We start from the raw sequence: 17,206 nt of genomic DNA, 5'->3' as shown, positions 1-17,206 counted from the left end.
TAAATAGAATGGAGGGTATGTTATGAATCAAAATATATATCGAAGTATGAGTCGGGGTTATATGTTTCTACTATTGCCTGGACTGATTCTTCTAGGGTTCTTTTATGTCTACCCATTATTAAATGGTGTCTATATGAGTATGACAAATTGGGATGGGGTAAGTCGTACAAAGGAATTCATAGGTTTATCAAACTATATTAATATTTTCAGTGACGCAAGGTTTTTAAATTCATTAGGGTTTACCTTTAAGTACGCGTTCGTTTCAACGATTTTATCTAATATCATTGCAATAAGTGTTGCAATGGCACTTGTATCGAAAATTAAGTTTCAAAACTTTTTCCGTGGGCTTTATTTTTTCCCAGCTGTGTTAAGTATGTTAATTATCGGATTTATTTGGAAGCAAATTTATTTCCGTTTTATTCCGTATTTAGGTGATCGTTTGAATATTGAAGTACTTCAAACGAATTTATTAGGAAATCAAGATACAGTATTTTGGGCTCTTGTTATCGTAACAGTTTGGCAGGCGTCAGCAATCTTAATTATCATTTACATGGCTGGGTTACAGACAATTCCTCAAGAAGTGTACGAATCAGCAGAAATTGATGGAGCTAGTGGATTGAAGAGGTTCTTTACAATTACATTACCTCTCATTGTTCCTTCAATTACGATTTGTTTGATCCTTGCAATGAAGCAACATTTAATGGTTTATGATTATATTGTTGCCATGACTGGTGGTGGCCCTGGCTTTGCGACTGAATCTGTTACGCTCTTAATCTATAATTTAGGGTTCTTAAATAATAGATTTGGTTACGGAACAGCAGCAGCACTCATGTTATTTTTAATCATCGTTATCATTTCATTTATCCAAATTTACTTCTTACGTAAGAAGGAGGTGCAGTTATAATGAATCTAAAAAAGCTCTGGAAATATGCTTTTATTGTTACTGGTGGTCTCGCAATTCTATTTCCACTTTATTTAACGATAATTACAGCTTTTAAAACTCCGGAAGAAACGAGAATATCATTTCTTGCGCTACCTGAAAGTATATCGTTTGCCAATTTCATTCAAGCGATAGAGATGACGAATTATGTTCAAGGGTTTATGAACTCGTTTATGATTACTGCAATTTCAATCGTATTTATCATTATTTTAGGAGCAAGTGTATCGTATTCAATTGCAAGAAATCAAGATAAGAAATTTTACCGTGTGATGTATTATTTCTTTGTAAGTGGTTTGTTTGTTCCCTTTCAAGTTTTGATGCTACCTTTAATTCAACAGTTAAGTTCGATCGGAATGTTAAACAAATGGGGGCTGATTATGCTATATGTAACATATAGTCTGTTCCAAAGTGTTTTTCTGTACGTAGCTTATTTTAAGTCGGTTCCTAGAGAGTTAGAGGATGCAGCTATGATCGATGGTTGTGGAGTGTTTCGAACATTTTGGCATATTATCTTCCCGATGTTAAAACCGATGACCGTAACGATAGCAATATTAAACATTATTTGGATTTGGAATGATTTCTTAATGCCGTTAGTGGTATTAAGTAAATCAAGTGATTGGACATTACCGCTTATGCAATATGTTTTTGAATCGCAATACTCTGCAAATTTCAACTTAGCTTTTGCTTCATATTTAATGGTGTTAATGCCAGTTATTGTTGTGTATCTTTTCTTACAACGACATATTATCGGTGGAGTATCTGATGGGGCAGTAAAATAGGTAGGAGGTTTTTCTTTTGAAAACGAAATCAACGAACTACACAATTGAAAAGGCAAATGAAGAGTTACAAAAAAATGCTCAAAAAGTGAAGCAATCAAAGTTCTGGTTAGGGTATCATATTGCACCGCCAGCTGGTTGGCTAAACGATCCTAATGGACTTGTGTTCTATAAAGGGGAGTACCATGCATTTTATCAACACTATCCATATGCATCCCAATGGGGACCAATGCACTGGGGCCATGCAAAAAGTAAAGATTTAATTCATTGGGAGCATTTACCTGTAGCTCTTGCTCCTGAATATGACTATGAAGCAGGTGGATGTTTTTCAGGGAGTGCGGTCGTTTCAGGTGATGGAATGTATTTAACTTACACTGGTCATAATGAACAGCGAGATCCAAAAGAAGTTCAATGTGTAGCCAAATCAACGGACGGAATTCATTTTGAAAAATTAGCTGAAAATCCTGTGATTTCAGTTCCGCCAGCTCATGGGTCACCTGACTTTCGTGATCCGAAAGTATGGATGCAAAATGATATTTGGAACATGGTCGTTGGTTCTAGTAAAGACGGGATTGGAAAAGCAGTACTCTATCGATCAAAGGATTTGAAGGACTGGGAGTACACTGGAGTAATGGTCGAGAGCGATGGCACACAAGGAGATATGTGGGAGTGTCCGGACTTTTTCTCCCTATCTGAAGATGTCGATGTATTAATCTTTTCTCCAATGAATATGGAAGGGTCTAAGACAAGATACATGATTGGAAAAATGGATCAAGAAACAGGGAAGTTTGAGGCAAAGAATAGTGGTGAGATTGATTATGGAATTGATTTTTACGCGCCACAAACGTTTCAAGATGATCAAAATAGACGAATTCTCATTAGTTGGATGAATATGTGGAAAAAAGATATGCCGGAACAAACAGATGGTTGGGCAGGTGCATTAACAATCCCACGCGAACTATCAGTAGAAAATGAAAAGCTGATCATGAAGCCTGTTGAAGAAATGAAAAACTTAAGAACCAATCAACTTGTATCTACTTACGAAAAAGAAATAAAAGTAGCAGATCTCTGTTTAGAAGTAGAGATGGTAGTTTCGTTAGACAATTCAAATAAATTAGGATTTACACTCTCATCTGAAATAGGCGAATCTATTATTGTCGGCTATGATACAATCGAAAAACAAATCATTACTGATCGACGTGGGATGCTACAAGGGGAACAAGATCTATGTCAAGCTCATTATCAAACAGAAAATAATGAAATCACATTAAAAGCTTACATTGACCGTTCAAGCATCGAACTTTTTGTTGATGGTGGTAAACTTGTCATGACTAATAGGTTTTACTTCAAAGGAGATAACATAACACTTTCAATAGAAGGAGAGAAATCAGATATTCAAGAGGTCTCTGTTTGGGAGCTAAAGGCTACAATGTAAATAAATTATAATCGGTCTTTTTAGCTTCAGAAAAAAGGCAATGACTGCTTTACCGACGATTGAAAAAAAAGCAGCAAAAGAATTGGATATTAGATTGAAGCATTAAAAGTTAATCCTCGGCAACACTTAACTAAGTGATGCTGAGGATTTTTAGTTATTAGGGAAAGCTCCAATTGTTATACAACTTTAAATAGGATTATGTTTCGGATTTAAGTTTTTACGTGTTATTTCTCCTGGATTAAAACACTACTTGAAACTCTTTGGTCAAATTTTTTAGATACATTCGTTTTGTATTCTAAATTATGATGATAGTTTAATTTAAACAAACCCGAATACAAAATATCCAAGATGAGATGGATCGAGTTATTTGTAGAGTAGGAGGCAATTTTTGAATAGAGTTTTTCCCTCGTAGATATCGAGAGAGTACAATCTGAATAGTTCTTTAATGTGTTTTCGCCAATACTTGATAAAGCAATCATTGGTGTCTTTTTATCCCTTAGTATTTCAGCGATTTTCAAAACTTCATCAGATTCTCCAGAATATGAAATTAATATCGCACAGTGATTTGGAGAGGAATTTGAAGCAACGAATATTTGCTCATCTTGTAAGCTCATAATTTCAACATGGCGATTAATCCGAAGCATCTTATGCTTGAAATCATAAGCCATAAGAAGAGAGTTACTAATACCGTAAACGTTAATAGTTTGAGCTTTATTTAATAAATCAACCGCTTTTTTTAGTTCATCGTGTTTTATTAGGGAAAGAGTATCCTCAATAGTTTCTGTAGCAAGATGGGCAATTTTTGAAGCAATATTCATCAACGTATCGTTTGCTTCAAAAGGGAAATTCGGATCAATGTTAGAAAAGTGTTGGTTTAAGTAAGTAAGTTCCGCGAGATATTTTTCTTTGAATTCATTCCAACCGCTAAAACCTAGTTTTTTTGATAAACGCACCGCTGTTGAAGGTGATGTGTATGTAGCCTCAGCTAGGTCCTTTGTAGATAATTTCTCTATATTTTCCTTTTCGTTAAGTATATATTTAGCTAGGATTTCTTCTGATTTAGAAAAAGAGTCCATCGATTCAAGTTTATTTGAAATAATCATAAAAAAAGTACTCCTTTACCTTCATTTTTGAAATGGCATTTCAAAATTTAATCTAAAATAACTATAAAAATTAGAATGGTATTCTAATGTACTTGCAAAGTATTTAAATGTGAATGCTAGTTCTGTACTATTATACTATAGTCAATTTATGAAAGCGTAATCAGATGAAATTTAATAAATGGCTATTATTTATCCCACTCTTAAGGGGCAAGTAAGACCCCCACCTCAAAACTTAAGAAAATCGAGAAGTTTAGGTGGGGGATAAACTGCCCCTAAAGGTCCGATAAGTTGAACTAACAATCAGTGGGGGATGAAGGAAAACCCCCACTGATTGAAGTTCAGCTTTATGGGAAGAATATTAAACTTATTTTTTTATATAGAAATTAGGAGGTAATCTTATGGCTTTTAAAGAAAATTTTTTATGGGGTGGAGCTGTTGCAGCTCACCAATTAGAAGGTGGATGGAATAAAGGTGGCAAGGGTCCTAATGTTGCAGATGTTATGACTGCTGGTGCACATGGGGTACCAAGAGAAATTACTGATGGGGTCATTGAAGGTCAATACTACCCTAACCATGAAGCAATTGACTTTTATGGTCGTTATAAAGAAGATATCGCATTATTTGCAGAAATGGGCTTTAAATGTTTTCGCACTAGTATTTCATGGGCACGTATCTTCCCTAATGGTGATGAATTAGAGCCTAACGAAGAAGGACTACAGTTTTACGATGACATGTTTGATGAATTATTAAAGCATGGGATCGAACCTGTCATTACACTAAGTCATTTCGAAATGCCTTACCATTTAGCAAAAGAATATGGTGGATGGCGTAGCCGTAAAGTCATTGATTTCTTTGTTCGCTACGCAACAACAGTGATGGAGCGTTATAAGGATAAAGTTAAGTATTGGATGACTTTTAATGAAATAAATAATCAAAAGAATACGGCTAACCCATTATTTTCATGGACATGCTCTGGAGTACGTTTTAAAGAAGGCGAAAACAGAGAAGAAGTGATGTACCAGGCTGTTCACCATGAGCTAGTTGCGAGCGCTTTAGTAGTGAAAGCTGGACGTGCTATAAACCCTGACTTCGAAATTGGTTGTATGATTGCTTTCGTACCGATTTATCCATTCTCTTGTAACCCAGACGACATGATGCTACAAGTTGAATCTATGCATGATCGTTGGTTCTTTGCTGACGTACACTGCAGAGGTCATTACTCATCTTATGCATTAAAAGAGTGGGAAAGAAAAGGTTACGATATCAAAATGGAACCAGAGGACGCTCAAATATTAGCTGAAGGAACTGTAGATTACATTGGTCTAAGCTATTATATGTCTGATGCTGTTAAATCTGGTGTGAATGAAGAAACTGGGAACAAGATTGTTGGATCAAGTGCGAGTGTAAAAAATCCACATGTAAAGGCATCTGATTGGGGATGGCAAATTGACCCTGTTGGATTAAGATATTCCTTAAATCTGTTATATGAAAGATATGAACTTCAATTATTTATTGTAGAAAATGGATTTGGTGCAATTGATGTGAAGGAAGAAGATGGTACTTGTAATGATGACTATCGTATCGATTACTTACGAGCACACATTCAAGAAATGGAAAAAGCGATCGAGTTAGATGGTGTTGATCTAATGGGTTACACACCATGGGGTTGTATTGATTTAGTTTCTTTTACAACTGGTGAAATGAAGAAACGTTATGGTTTTATCTTTGTTGATAGAGATAATGAGGGGAACGGAACATTAACAAGATCGAAAAAGAAATCGTTCGATTGGTATAAACAAGTGATTGCTACGAATGGAGAACAACTTTAGTTAACAGATAAACAAAGGACTAAGTGCCTTATTTGAGAGACCTATGCTTGTAAGGTGCTTTTTATAAAAGTTGAAGGTTATATATTTGGAAAATACAAAAATCTACCAGTAATTAGTTTCTTAGTTTTATAGAAGAGAATAAATACAGGTGAAAATATGGGGTGGAGAAAATGAGTAAAATTGAAAAGACGTTTCCAGAAAATTTCCTTTGGGGTGGTGCGGTAGCCGCTAATCAATTAGAAGGTGCATATAACGTAGGAGGTAAGGGTCTGTCTACAGCAGATGTCTCTCCTGATGGAATTTTGTATCCATTTGATGAAACAATGACAAAATTAAATTTATACCATGATGGTATTGATTTTTATCACCGTTATAAAGAAGATATTGCTTTATTTGCGGAGTTGGGCTTTAAATGTTTCCGTACATCAATTGCTTGGACAAGAATTTTTCCAAACGGAGATGAACTAGAACCGAACGAAGAAGGATTAAAGTTTTATGATGATTTATTCGATGAAATGCTAAAATACAATATTGAGCCAGTAGTAACCATCTCTCACTATGAAATGCCACTAGGACTTGTGAAAAATTATGGTGGTTGGAAAAACCGTGATTTAATTGGATTTTACGAGCAGTTTGCAAAAACAGTATTAGAGCGTTATAAAGATAAAGTGAAATATTGGATGACTTTTAACGAAATAAATGTTGTCTTACACGCACCTTTTACAGGTGGTGGGCTTGTATTTGAAGAGGGAGAAAACAAAAAGAATTCCATGTACCAAGCTGCACATCACCAATTTGTAGCAAGTGCGTTAGCGGTGAAAGCTTGTCATGAAATCAATCCAGAAGCAAAAATCGGTTGTATGATTGCTTCAATGCTCACGTATCCATATACTTGTAACCCAGAAGATGCTTTTGCGGCGATGGAGCAAGACAGAAAAACGTTATTCTTCTCTGATGTCCAAGCAAGAGGGATTTATCCGGGTTATATGAAACGTTATTTCAAAGAGAATGATATTACTATTGTTATGGAAGAAGGGGATGAGGACATCCTCAAGCAATATCCTGTTGACTATATTGGTTTTAGTTATTACATGTCATTTGTAGCAAGCACTGCTCCAGAAGATTTAGAAAAAGCTGACGGAAACCTATTAAATGGTGTAAAAAACCCATATTTACAATCGTCTGAATGGGGATGGCAAATTGACCCTAAAGGTTTACGTACGGTATTAAATCAGTTATATGACCGTTACCAAAAACCCTTATTTATCGTTGAAAATGGTTTAGGTGCTGTCGATGTTGTCGAAGAAGACGGTTCAATTCAAGATGATTACCGCATTGATTATTTACATGCGCACTTAAAAGAAGCGAAAGAAGCCATTGCTGATGGTGTAGATTTAATTGGTTATACTTCATGGGGACCAATTGACTTGGTAAGTGCTTCTACAGCGGAATTGAAAAAGCGTTATGGTTTTATTTATGTTGATCGAGACAATGAAGGAAATGGAACATTTAATCGAGTGAAAAAGAAAAGCTTCGATTGGTATAAAAATGTGATTGCTACAAACGGAGCGAGTTTAGACTAACTCGTGAACTACTCACCACTTAACTACGCTTGAGAAGGAGACTTCTTTCAAAAGAACGTTATATTGATAGAGTAGAAAATAAAACAAGTAGTGTGCTTCAGTATTGAGGCACACTATTTTTACAATGAAAAAAGAATAGGGTGAAAAGTGTGAGATTAATTGCAACGGACTTAGATGGAACGTTATTAAATGATCGTGGTGTTGTAAGTGAAGCAAATATACGTGCAATTTTGAGTGCAATTGATAAAGGGATGCAATTTGTTGTTGTCACAGGACGTTCCTATCTGTCGGCTAGTAAGCTTATGCAAGCTGCTGGGATTTCCTGCTCAATTATTTGTTTAAATGGCGCAGAAATTCGCTCTGAAAACGGTACAAAACAATCAAGTATAGCTCTTCGGGACGAGTTATCCCCAAAAATAATAAATGTATGTCAAAGAGAGAATGTTATTTTCAACATGTATACGGATCATGGAAGTTATACAAATAGCCGTGAACGTTTGGCTCAATTAATGTTTGACTTAATGACAACCTTAAAGCCTAATCTTGATACTAAAGAAGCTCAAACGATGACCGAACAACACCTTACGATTGAAAAGGTGAAGACGATAGAAGATCATCATCCAATAAACGATTTGGAATTTTATAAAATAGAAGCTTATTCTAATGATCCTGTCGAGTTGGCTACAATTTCACGACAACTCGAAAATGAACCAGAACTAATGATAACATCCTCTGTCCGCCAAAATATTGAGTTTAATGACATAAATGCTCAAAAAGGGTTAGCCTTAAGGAATTATGCAGAGCAAAAGGGCATTCGTATGGAAGAGGTAATAGCGATAGGCGACAGTTATAATGATGTATCCATGTTAAAGATGGCAGGAAGAGCGGTTGCCATGGAGAATGCCGAGGAAGATATTAAAGAGATCTGTCATTTTATTACGAAAAAAAATAGTGAAGACGGTGTCGCCTTTGCGGTAGATGAATTAATGAAAGAATTAGAACTTTAGGAAAGATTTACAAATCATAAAATTCACCAGTTGCGTCCTGTTTGCTAGTTTGGCCTCTTTTAAGTAAAATATAGGGTGAACTTTAAGTTTGAAAAGAGGGTAAAAGATGACTAATAAATCCATCTATGGATTAACATTTGAGCAATTAAGCGCCTGGTTATTAGAGCATGGGCATAAAAAAGGCCGCGCAGAAAAAGTTTGGGAGTGGCTATATAGAAAACGCGTAAAGAATTTTACAGAAATGGTTGATGTAAATAAAGATTGTATTCAATTATTACAGGATAATTTTGTCATAGAAACGTTAACTGAACATATAAAACAAGAAGCATCAGATGGGACCATTAAGTTTTTATTTAAGTTACAAGATGATCATCTCATTGAAACAGTTTTAATGAGGCATCCTTATGGATTGTCTGTTTGTGTAACCACACAAGTTGGCTGTAATATTGGCTGTAGTTTTTGTGCTAGTGGCTTGCTAACGAAAAACCGTGATTTAATTGCAGGTGAAATTGTTGAACAAATAATGAAAGTGCAATTTCATCTAGATCAACTTGGACAAGGTGAAAAAGTAAGTCACATTGTTGTCATGGGTATTGGAGAACCATTTGATAATTTTGAAAACATGGTAAACTTCTTACAAGTTGTTATTGATCAAAAAGGACTTGCAATTGGTTCTAGAAAAATTACCGTTTCAACAAGTGGAATTGTAGGTAAAATTTATGAATTCACTGATCGAAAATTACACGTGAATTTAGCCATTTCATTACATGCACCAAACGATGAACTTCGAACAAAGATTATGAAAATTAATCGTGTATATCCAATTGATAAACTAATGGATTCTATAAAATACTTTTTAAAAACAAACCGTAGAATTATGCTTGAATATATTTTATTAAAAGGTGTTAATGACCAAGAAGAACATGCACTTGAACTTGCCGATCTACTAAAAGATATTCCGCAAGGTGCAGCGGTTAACTTGATTCCATATAATCCTGTCGATGAACACGATCAGTATCAAAGAAGTGAACAAAAAGATGTGTTAGGCTTCTACGAGACATTGAGAAAGAAAGGGATTATTTGTAGTATTCGCCAAGAACATGGTACCGATATCGATGCTGCTTGTGGACAATTACGAAGTAAGCAAATGAAAGAGGAAAATGCTAAAAGGTAGAAAGATACAAGAAACGTAGGTGGTTTTGAAGTTGACCCCAAAAAGTTAGACAGGTTTATTGTCAGACTGCTTCCAGAGCTTGAGTTCGGTATTGTATTGGACTCAAGCCTTTTACGTTTGCCTTAATATGTTTGTTATTATTATAGCAATTAATGTACTCAGCTAGTTGCTGTATAAAATTTTCAATACTACCAAACTCCTAAGTATATAAAAAATGATATTAGAATATCAAAGAAGTTCTCAATTACCGCATTATCATAACAGTTACATGACATGCTTTGTGAGATTTCAAGTGTATTTACCCAGTAATATATGTACTACGTTAAATACTGGTAAGTTTGAGTAAATTTTTAATAGGGAATTCAGTCCTTAGTTCATACGATCTTTCCAGCATAAAATCATTACTACACGTTTATTAGTAAAACCTCGGAAGATTTATTTACACAATAGTTATCTTAATGTTTGATTATGTGTTAAATTATTAAAGGATAATTTAACACATTAAATTGTTTAATTGTAGTAAGAATTAATTTGTAATTCTGTTTTTTTTTTGTAAGAAAAAAATTTTTAGGAGGCGTATTATTTTGGAGCAAGTGGTCAATTGGCTTAATGGTATTTTATGGAGTGACCCTGTTATTTATATTTGTTTAGGGGTAGGGTTACTATTTTCAGTGTTAACTCGCTTTTTACAAGTTCGCCACATTAAAGAAATGGTAACACTAATGTTTCAAGGAAAAAGCTCTAAAGAAGGTATATCTTCTTTCCAAGCAATGTCACTTGCCTTATCTGGTCGTGTTGGGACAGGTAATATTGCTGGAACAGCGACAGCAATTGCTTTTGGTGGACCAGGGGCAGTATTTTGGATGTGGGCCATTGCATTTATTGGGGCTTCGAGTGCATTCATAGAATCGACTTTAGCCCAAATTTATAAAGTAAAGCAAGATGGACAATATCGAGGAGGACCTGCCTATTATATTGAAAAAGGGATCGGATGGAAATGGTTTGCAGTAGCTTTTGCTTTATCAGCGTTGCTTGCGATGAGCGTTCTTCTTCCGGGAACTCAATCTAATTCAATTGCTACGGGTTTAAAAAATGCTTTTAATATCACCCCTAATGTTACTGGAATTATTCTTGTTGTAATTATTGGTCTTATTATTTTTGGTGGTGTTAAAAGGATTGCGAATGTAGCCCAACTAGTTGTTCCTTTTATGGCATTAGCATATATATTGATTTCTTTTGTTATTATTGCGATGAATATTTCTGAGTTACCGGGAGTTCTTTCATTAATATTTAAGAGTGCATTTGGTGCAGATGCAGCATTTGGTGGTATGATCGGTATGGCTATCTCGTGGGGGGTAAAGCGTGGTATCTTCTCAAATGAAGCAGGTCAAGGAACAGGACCTCATGCAGCAGCAGCAGCAGAAGTATCTCACCCTGCAAAACAAGGGTTAGTTCAGGCGTTTTCTGTATACATTGATACGTTACTCGTTTGTTCGGCCACGGCCTTTATGATTTTATTTACAGGTATGTATAATACGGTAGGTGCGGATGATACAGTCATATATAGAGGCTTAGCTGGAGTAGAGCCAGGACCAGGATATACACAGGCAGCCATCGAATCGGCCCTTCCAGGATTTGGATCTTCTTTCGTTGGTATAGCGTTATTTTTCTTTGCCTTCACAACCATTATGGCATATTACTATATTGCGGAAACAAATATAGCTTACTTAACTTTCGGTAAGAATAACAAAGTGCCAATGTTTCTTTTAAAAGTCGTTCTTTTATTTGCTACTTATTATGGCGCTATCAGGAAAGCAGATTTAGCTTGGACGTTAGGTGATATTGGTGTTGGACTAATGGTATGGTTAAATCTCATTGCCATTTTACTATTAGCAAAACCAGCGTTAGCGGCGTTAAAAGATTACGAGATACAAAAGAAGCAAGGTCTTGATCCTGTTTTTAACCCTGAGAAACTCGGGATTAAAAATGCTGATTATTGGGTTAATGAATACAATAAAGATAATAACGAAAAAGAAAAGTTAACTAGCTAAAGCAAAAGAGCAGTCACAATTGTGGCTGCTCTTTTGCTTTATCCCACTCTTAAGGGGCAAGTAAGACCCCCAGCTCAAAACTTTAGAAAATCGAGAAGTTTAGGTGGGGGATAAACTGCCCCTAAAGGTCCGATATAGAATAACTTTCATCAGTGAAGCTGATGATTAGTTATTCTTATGCCCGTGGTATAAGTTGAACTAACAATCAGTGGGGGATGAAGGAAAACCCCCACTGATTGTTAGTTCAGCTTTATTTATCTCATTTAGTTTTAGTGTATTGAAGTAAATACTTACAACACAATACGCCTCAAGTCTTAGTTAAAATACAGCTAAGGTTGATTATGCGAAATTGCAAATATAGGTAAGATAGAGTCAAGAAGGGAGGCGATTCACATGAAAAAATTAGGATTAATTATATTAGGTGGTATTGCTGCGATTATCTTAATAGCAAATTTAGGTCCGATCGTACTTTTTGGTCTTAGCTTAATTATTTTATACTACGCGTTCAAAGGTTTTTTTAAGGCAGAAACGTCAGTAAGTAAAGTCACTTGGGCGATACTTGGGTTGATCTTGTTTACGATAACTGCTTCCAATGTACCAGCCCTCGTAGGATTAGTTGCAGCGATCATTCTTTATTTCGTGTATAAAAAATGGAATGAAGATGATGAAGTAGTCATTTTGAATGAAAATAATGAAAATAATGAAAAAGATCCATTCATCAACTTTGAAAAAGAGTGGGCTGAATTAAAAAGAAACTTTTAAAATAAAGGAGTGTTGTACGATGAGTAACTTATTTACGAGAATAAAAAAAACGATATCAGCAGATATTCATGAAATGTTAGATGAAAAAGAACAAAAAAATCCAATTGCGGCTTTAAATCAATATTTACGTGAATGTGAAAAGGAAGTTGAAAAAGTCAGAAAGTTAGTTGAACGACAATATTTATTAAAGGAGCAATTTACTCGTGAGTACAATGAAGCCCGTCAATTAGCGGATAAGAGAAAATATCAAGTAGAGATTGCATCGCGGGCAGGCGAAATTGAATTAATGCAGTTTGCTATTAATGAACAAACTCAATTCGAAGAACGTTCTCAACGTTTGAAGAATTCTTTAGAGCAAGCGAGTATTCATTTACAAGAACTTGAACAAAAGTATGGAGAAATGAAGCATAAATTAAAAGATATGCATATAAGACAGATGGAGTTAATGGGACGGGAAAACATTACTCGTGCTAATTATCGAATGAGTCAAATGTTAGATGGAAATAGTTTTACTGGAAAAATAGATACTCGATTTGATGAAATGGACCGATATATTGATCGGCTCGAACATCAAGCGAACTCACAGTATCATCGTCACACAATTGATAGTCGTATAGCTCAGTTGGAAAAACAGTTAAAAAATGAAGAAAGTCATTCTATTTCAGAGTAAAAACATGATATATTTTAATAGGTAAATAAAGAGAGACTAGGGTTGACAACAAGGATATAAAATGTCAGCCCATTACATATTTTACGAGGAGGAGAGACCGAAATGGATAATCATCAAAAAACAGACTACATTAGCTGGACGGTTTTAATAGGACTACTTCTTCTCGTAGTGGAAATTACTTTTTTTAATAAAGGTTTAATTTTTTCGGTAATTTTTTCAGGGATGTTACTTTACTTTGGTGGGAAAAGGCTTGGTAGTTCAATTGGAAAATTATTTTTTGCTTTAGGATGCCTTGTTCTTTTTTTTACCACTATTAATATGATCGTTTTTAAATTTTTAATTTTTGCTATTATAGCTTATATTTTATTTCATTTCTTTAAATCGAAAAGTCGACCGATCGTGATAGAGCCAGTTTTGAAGGGAAACTCTTCATTTAATGAAGCAAGAATCATTCGTCGACAATCGTTATTGAAGAATATCTTTTTAGGAAAACAAAAGACTCCGGAGGATATATTTGAATGGGAAGATGTAAATATTCAAACTGGAATTGGTGATACATGGATAGATTTAAGTAATACGGTTCTACCTAAAGATGAAGCTGTCATTTCAATTCGTAATTTTATTGGGAATATTCAAATTCTCGTTCCGTATGATATAGAGATTAGTGTTTCTCATTCAGTAATTACGGGAACAACAATTATTTTTGACCAGGCTGATGAAAGGTTATTTAATCAAACATTACATTACCGTACGGAAAATTATGCAATCGCTCAACGTAAAATAAAAATCATCACTTCTATGGGGGTTGGAAGATTAGAGGTGAAGAGAATATGAGGATGATTCAGAAACAGATGCTCTGGAGCATATTGTTTTCTTTACTTCTTTTTTCTTTGTTTATCATTATTTATTTTTTTGCTTTTCCAGTTCAAAACTGGGAGGTACTTATCGAAGGAAAGGTTTTTGATATACCTATATGGATCTTTAGTCCTGGGGTTGCTATTACAATGGGGATTATCTTTGGGTTGGTAAATAGTATGGCATTTAAAAAGAAAGTTGAAATCATGGAAGAGTCACTTTATGAGCTTGAACATGGCCGATTGATTGATGATGAGAAACTTGTTGAGGCAGAGGGACTAGAAACCGTAATTAGTAGAGTCAAAAATATTCATAAGCAGATGGCTGAGCAAGTAAAGATTGCTCAAAAGCTAGCCAGTGAAAAAGTAATCGATCAAGAAAAACAAATTCAAAAAATTGTTTCAGAGGAGAGGAATCGTTTAGCTAGAGAACTCCATGATTCCGTTAGTCAACAGCTTTTTGCTGCATCAATGTTGATGTCCGCTATTACGGAAACGAAGAATGACACCGGTAGTGGTGAAGCGCGCCAACTTAAGCTCGTAGAAGAAATGATTCATCAATCTCAGCTAGAAATGAGAGCTTTATTACTACATTTACGACCGGTACCGTTGAAAGGTAAGTCGTTGCAAGAGGGTATGAAGGAGTTACTAGGAGAATTAAAGCAAAAAGTTCCAATGGAAATATCTTGGAAAATTGAAGATATTCCATTAGAAAAAGGAGTAGAGGATCATTTATTTCGAATACTCCAAGAATCTGTATCTAACACACTTCGTCACTCGAAAGCTACTAGCTTAGAAGTTCTGTTAATCAATCGTGATGATTTAATTATTTTGCGCATTGTTGATGACGGTATTGGCTTTGATATTAACGAGGAAAAAGCGGGTTCTTACGGATTATCTAATATGAAGGAAAGGGCCAAGGAAATTGGTGGCACTTTTAAAGTAGTAAGTATAAAAAATAAAGGAACACGTTTAGAGGTTAAGGTTCCGCTAATGAGAGGTGACTAACAAATGATAAAAGTGTTGTTTGTAGATGATCATGAAATGGTAAGGATTGGTGTAACCTCTTATTTATCTGCACAGCCTGATATTGAAGTGGTAGCAGAAGCTGATAATGGTGCCCGAGGTGTTGAACTTGCCTTACAACTTCGTCCAGACATCATTTTAATGGACTTAGTCATGAAGGAAATGGATGGTATAGAAGCAACTAGGAGAATAATTGAGGCATGGCCTGAAGCAAAGGTCATTATTGTTACAAGCTTCCTTGATGATGAAAAAGTGTACCCTGCATTAGAAGCAGGTGCTACTAGTTATATGCTAAAAACATCGAAGGCAAGTGAAATTGTAAATGCCGTTAGAGCAACATTTGCAGGCCAAACTGTATTAGAGCCTGAAGTGACAGGTAAAATGATGACAAAAATGCGTCAAAAAAAAGTGAAACATCCTCATGAACAGCTAACTGAACGAGAAATTGAAATATTGCTCTTGATAGCTGAGGGGAAAACCAATCAGGAAATAGCTGATACAGTATTTATCTCCTTAAAAACAGTCAAAGTTCATGTTAGTAATATACTAGGTAAGTTAGAAGTAAATGATCGTACACAAGCTGTTATTTACTCATTTAAACATGGCTTGGTAAAATAAATTTGAAGCGCAGGAGCTATTCTCGCCCTGCGTTTTTGGCGTGTTAGAATAACGATCTGTTATTTGCGAAGAAGAGTTCTGTCTTGAAAATTGGAAATGAATTTAAAGTTTTATTAGTTTTAAAATTTAGTAGTATAATAAAGTTTATTGAAATAATCAGAAGCTCCTTTATCGTAAACTGTAATTAGATTAATATCTTACTACATATGAGTAGGTTAAAAAATGCGGTATTGTAAAATGAAGTAATTCACAATTGTTAGGTGGGGTTCTTTAGATGACGATCTTTTATCAAGTTGTTTTACCAGTTATTCTTGTGTTTTCTGTGGGTTTTGCTGTACAAAAGTGGAAAAAGGTAGAGTTGAAATCAATTTCAACAGTAGCTATTTATATTATGACACCAGCGCTTGTTTTTCGAACATTTTACGGTACGAAGTTAGATGTCCAACATTTATATATGGTTGCATTTGCCTTGGGACTTTTATGTATTCTTATAGTAATAAATAAAATATATACGAAACTAACAAAACAATCCGCTTCCCTAGAAAGTGGTTTAATTCTTTCAACTTCTTTTATGAATGCTGGAAACTACGGAGCGCCAATTATTTTATTTGCCTATGGTGATGCTGGTTTTGCATTTGCAGTCTCGTTCATGGTACTCCAATCAATTATCATGAATTCATTTGGAGTGTATTATGCGGCTCGTGGAGGAGCAGGTGTCAGGATGGCAATTCGTTCTGTATTTGAAATGCCAACGACATATGCAGTTATCATTGCTCTTTTGTTAAAAGCAATAAACGTTCAATTACCTAGTAATCTATTAAATACAGTTAATATTATTGCAGAAGCGGCAATTCCTACAGTGATGATTATTTTGGGAATGCAGCTAGCGAATATTAAATGGGGAAATTTTCAATGGGGTAGTATAACCTACGGGGTGATCATGAGATTATTGGTTTCACCATTTATTGCATTTCTCATTACACTTATGTTCCCATTTGATCCACTTCTTGCTAAAGTATTAATCGTATCGGCTGCGATGCCATCAGCGGCTACGATAGTAATGTATGCTGTTCAGTTTGATTCTGAACCTAGGTTAGTTTCTACTATTACTCTAATAACTACACTAATCAGTATCATAACAATTACTATTCTTATTGCCATTTTAGGTTAATTAGTTATATGTTAGTGTAGGAATAAATAACTTACTATTAAAATTTTTTTAATTAAATAGCTAAATCAACAAAAAAAGGTACGTTTCGACACAGAAACGTACCTTTCGCATTTTGTGAAGTGAAAGCGTTTAATTGTCAAAAAAGATAACGGTGTACGTCAGAAAATATCACATGACTTAAGTATAAACTGTTAACAAAAGCCCGGA

At 35.0% G+C, this 17,206-nt stretch carries 15 protein-coding genes and 1 pseudogene; 14 read left to right on the top strand and 2 right to left on the bottom strand.

Annotation, left to right across the window (positions count from 1 at the left end; translation table 11 throughout):
• The first annotated feature begins 22 nt into the window (after positions 1–22).
• Genes BKP45_RS00360 through BKP45_RS00350 form a run of 3 tightly spaced genes read left to right on the top strand, consistent with a single transcriptional unit; the run spans position 23 to position 3,151 of the window.
• Positions 23–904: a carbohydrate ABC transporter permease gene (locus tag BKP45_RS00360; RefSeq protein ID WP_071387892.1), complete on the top strand. Its 882-nt coding sequence runs from the start codon at positions 23–25 to the stop codon at positions 902–904.
• Positions 904–1,719 carry a carbohydrate ABC transporter permease gene (locus tag BKP45_RS00355; protein WP_071387891.1) on the top strand — a complete coding sequence of 272 codons (816 nt, stop codon included), beginning with the start codon at positions 904–906 and terminating at the stop codon, positions 1,717–1,719. The genes BKP45_RS00360 and BKP45_RS00355 overlap by 1 nt, the downstream gene beginning before the upstream one ends.
• Positions 1,720–1,735: 16 nt before the next feature.
• Entirely contained in the window at positions 1,736–3,151 is a 1,416-nt protein-coding gene (locus BKP45_RS00350) for a glycoside hydrolase family 32 protein (RefSeq protein ID WP_084787474.1), read from the top strand.
• Between the two features lie 224 nt (positions 3,152–3,375).
• Here BKP45_RS00350 and BKP45_RS00345 read toward each other — a convergent pair whose 3' ends face one another.
• Positions 3,376–4,254, bottom strand: a complete 879-nt coding sequence (locus BKP45_RS00345; protein WP_071387890.1) for a MurR/RpiR family transcriptional regulator — start codon at positions 4,252–4,254, stop codon at positions 3,376–3,378.
• 398 nt (positions 4,255–4,652) lie between these two features.
• Between BKP45_RS00345 and BKP45_RS00340 the strand changes: the two genes are divergently transcribed.
• The 4 genes from BKP45_RS00340 to rlmN all read left to right on the top strand — a co-directional run bounded on the left by BKP45_RS00340 (position 4,653) and on the right by rlmN (position 9,847).
• The gene (locus tag BKP45_RS00340) at positions 4,653–6,083 is read left to right on the top strand and encodes a 6-phospho-beta-glucosidase (RefSeq protein ID WP_071387889.1); all 1,431 of its coding nucleotides are present in this window, start codon (positions 4,653–4,655) and stop codon (positions 6,081–6,083) included.
• Positions 6,084–6,253: 170 nt separating this feature from the next.
• Entirely contained in the window at positions 6,254–7,666 is a 1,413-nt protein-coding gene (locus BKP45_RS00335; protein WP_071387888.1) for a glycoside hydrolase family 1 protein, read from the top strand.
• Between the two features lie 149 nt (positions 7,667–7,815).
• Entirely contained in the window at positions 7,816–8,673 is an 858-nt protein-coding gene (locus BKP45_RS00330) for a Cof-type HAD-IIB family hydrolase (RefSeq protein WP_071387887.1), read from the top strand.
• A 106-nt stretch (positions 8,674–8,779) separates the two neighbouring features.
• Positions 8,780–9,847 carry a 23S rRNA (adenine(2503)-C(2))-methyltransferase RlmN gene (gene rlmN / locus BKP45_RS00325; RefSeq protein WP_071387886.1) on the top strand — a complete coding sequence of 356 codons (1,068 nt, stop codon included), beginning with the start codon at positions 8,780–8,782 and terminating at the stop codon, positions 9,845–9,847.
• A 61-nt stretch (positions 9,848–9,908) separates the two neighbouring features.
• On the opposite strand, the pseudogene BKP45_RS22820 reads toward rlmN, so the two are convergent.
• Positions 9,909–10,134 (bottom strand): annotated as a pseudogene (locus BKP45_RS22820) (IS3 family transposase); the annotation flags it as partial.
• 297 nt (positions 10,135–10,431) lie between these two features.
• Here BKP45_RS22820 and BKP45_RS00320 point away from each other — a divergent pair.
• The 7 genes from BKP45_RS00320 to BKP45_RS00290 all read left to right on the top strand — a co-directional run bounded on the left by BKP45_RS00320 (position 10,432) and on the right by BKP45_RS00290 (position 16,999).
• The gene (locus tag BKP45_RS00320; protein ID WP_071387885.1) at positions 10,432–11,898 is read left to right on the top strand and encodes an alanine/glycine:cation symporter family protein; all 1,467 of its coding nucleotides are present in this window, start codon (positions 10,432–10,434) and stop codon (positions 11,896–11,898) included.
• Positions 11,899–12,291: 393 nt separating this feature from the next.
• A complete protein-coding gene (locus tag BKP45_RS00315) occupies positions 12,292–12,660 on the top strand; it encodes a lmo0954 family membrane protein (RefSeq protein WP_071387884.1) in 369 nt (122 codons plus the stop codon).
• 19 nt (positions 12,661–12,679) lie between these two features.
• A complete protein-coding gene (locus tag BKP45_RS00310) occupies positions 12,680–13,330 on the top strand; it encodes a PspA/IM30 family protein (protein WP_071387883.1) in 651 nt (216 codons plus the stop codon).
• Positions 13,331–13,432: 102 nt separating this feature from the next.
• Complete coding sequence (gene liaF / locus BKP45_RS00305; RefSeq protein ID WP_071387882.1) at positions 13,433–14,164, top strand: cell wall-active antibiotics response protein LiaF; 732 nt, start codon at positions 13,433–13,435, stop codon at positions 14,162–14,164.
• Positions 14,161–15,192, top strand: coding sequence for a sensor histidine kinase (locus BKP45_RS00300; RefSeq protein ID WP_071387881.1), 1,032 nt, complete (start codon positions 14,161–14,163; stop codon positions 15,190–15,192). Before liaF ends, BKP45_RS00300 begins: the two co-directional genes overlap by 4 nt.
• Positions 15,193–15,195: 3 nt before the next feature.
• Entirely contained in the window at positions 15,196–15,828 is a 633-nt protein-coding gene (locus BKP45_RS00295) for a response regulator (RefSeq protein WP_071387880.1), read from the top strand.
• Between the two features lie 274 nt (positions 15,829–16,102).
• Positions 16,103–16,999 carry an AEC family transporter gene (locus BKP45_RS00290; protein ID WP_071387879.1) on the top strand — a complete coding sequence of 299 codons (897 nt, stop codon included), beginning with the start codon at positions 16,103–16,105 and terminating at the stop codon, positions 16,997–16,999.
• Positions 17,000–17,206: the final 207 nt, after the last annotated feature.

The organism is Anaerobacillus alkalidiazotrophicus (genome assembly GCF_001866055.1).
This window is presented reverse-complemented; position numbering and strand designations above follow the sequence as displayed.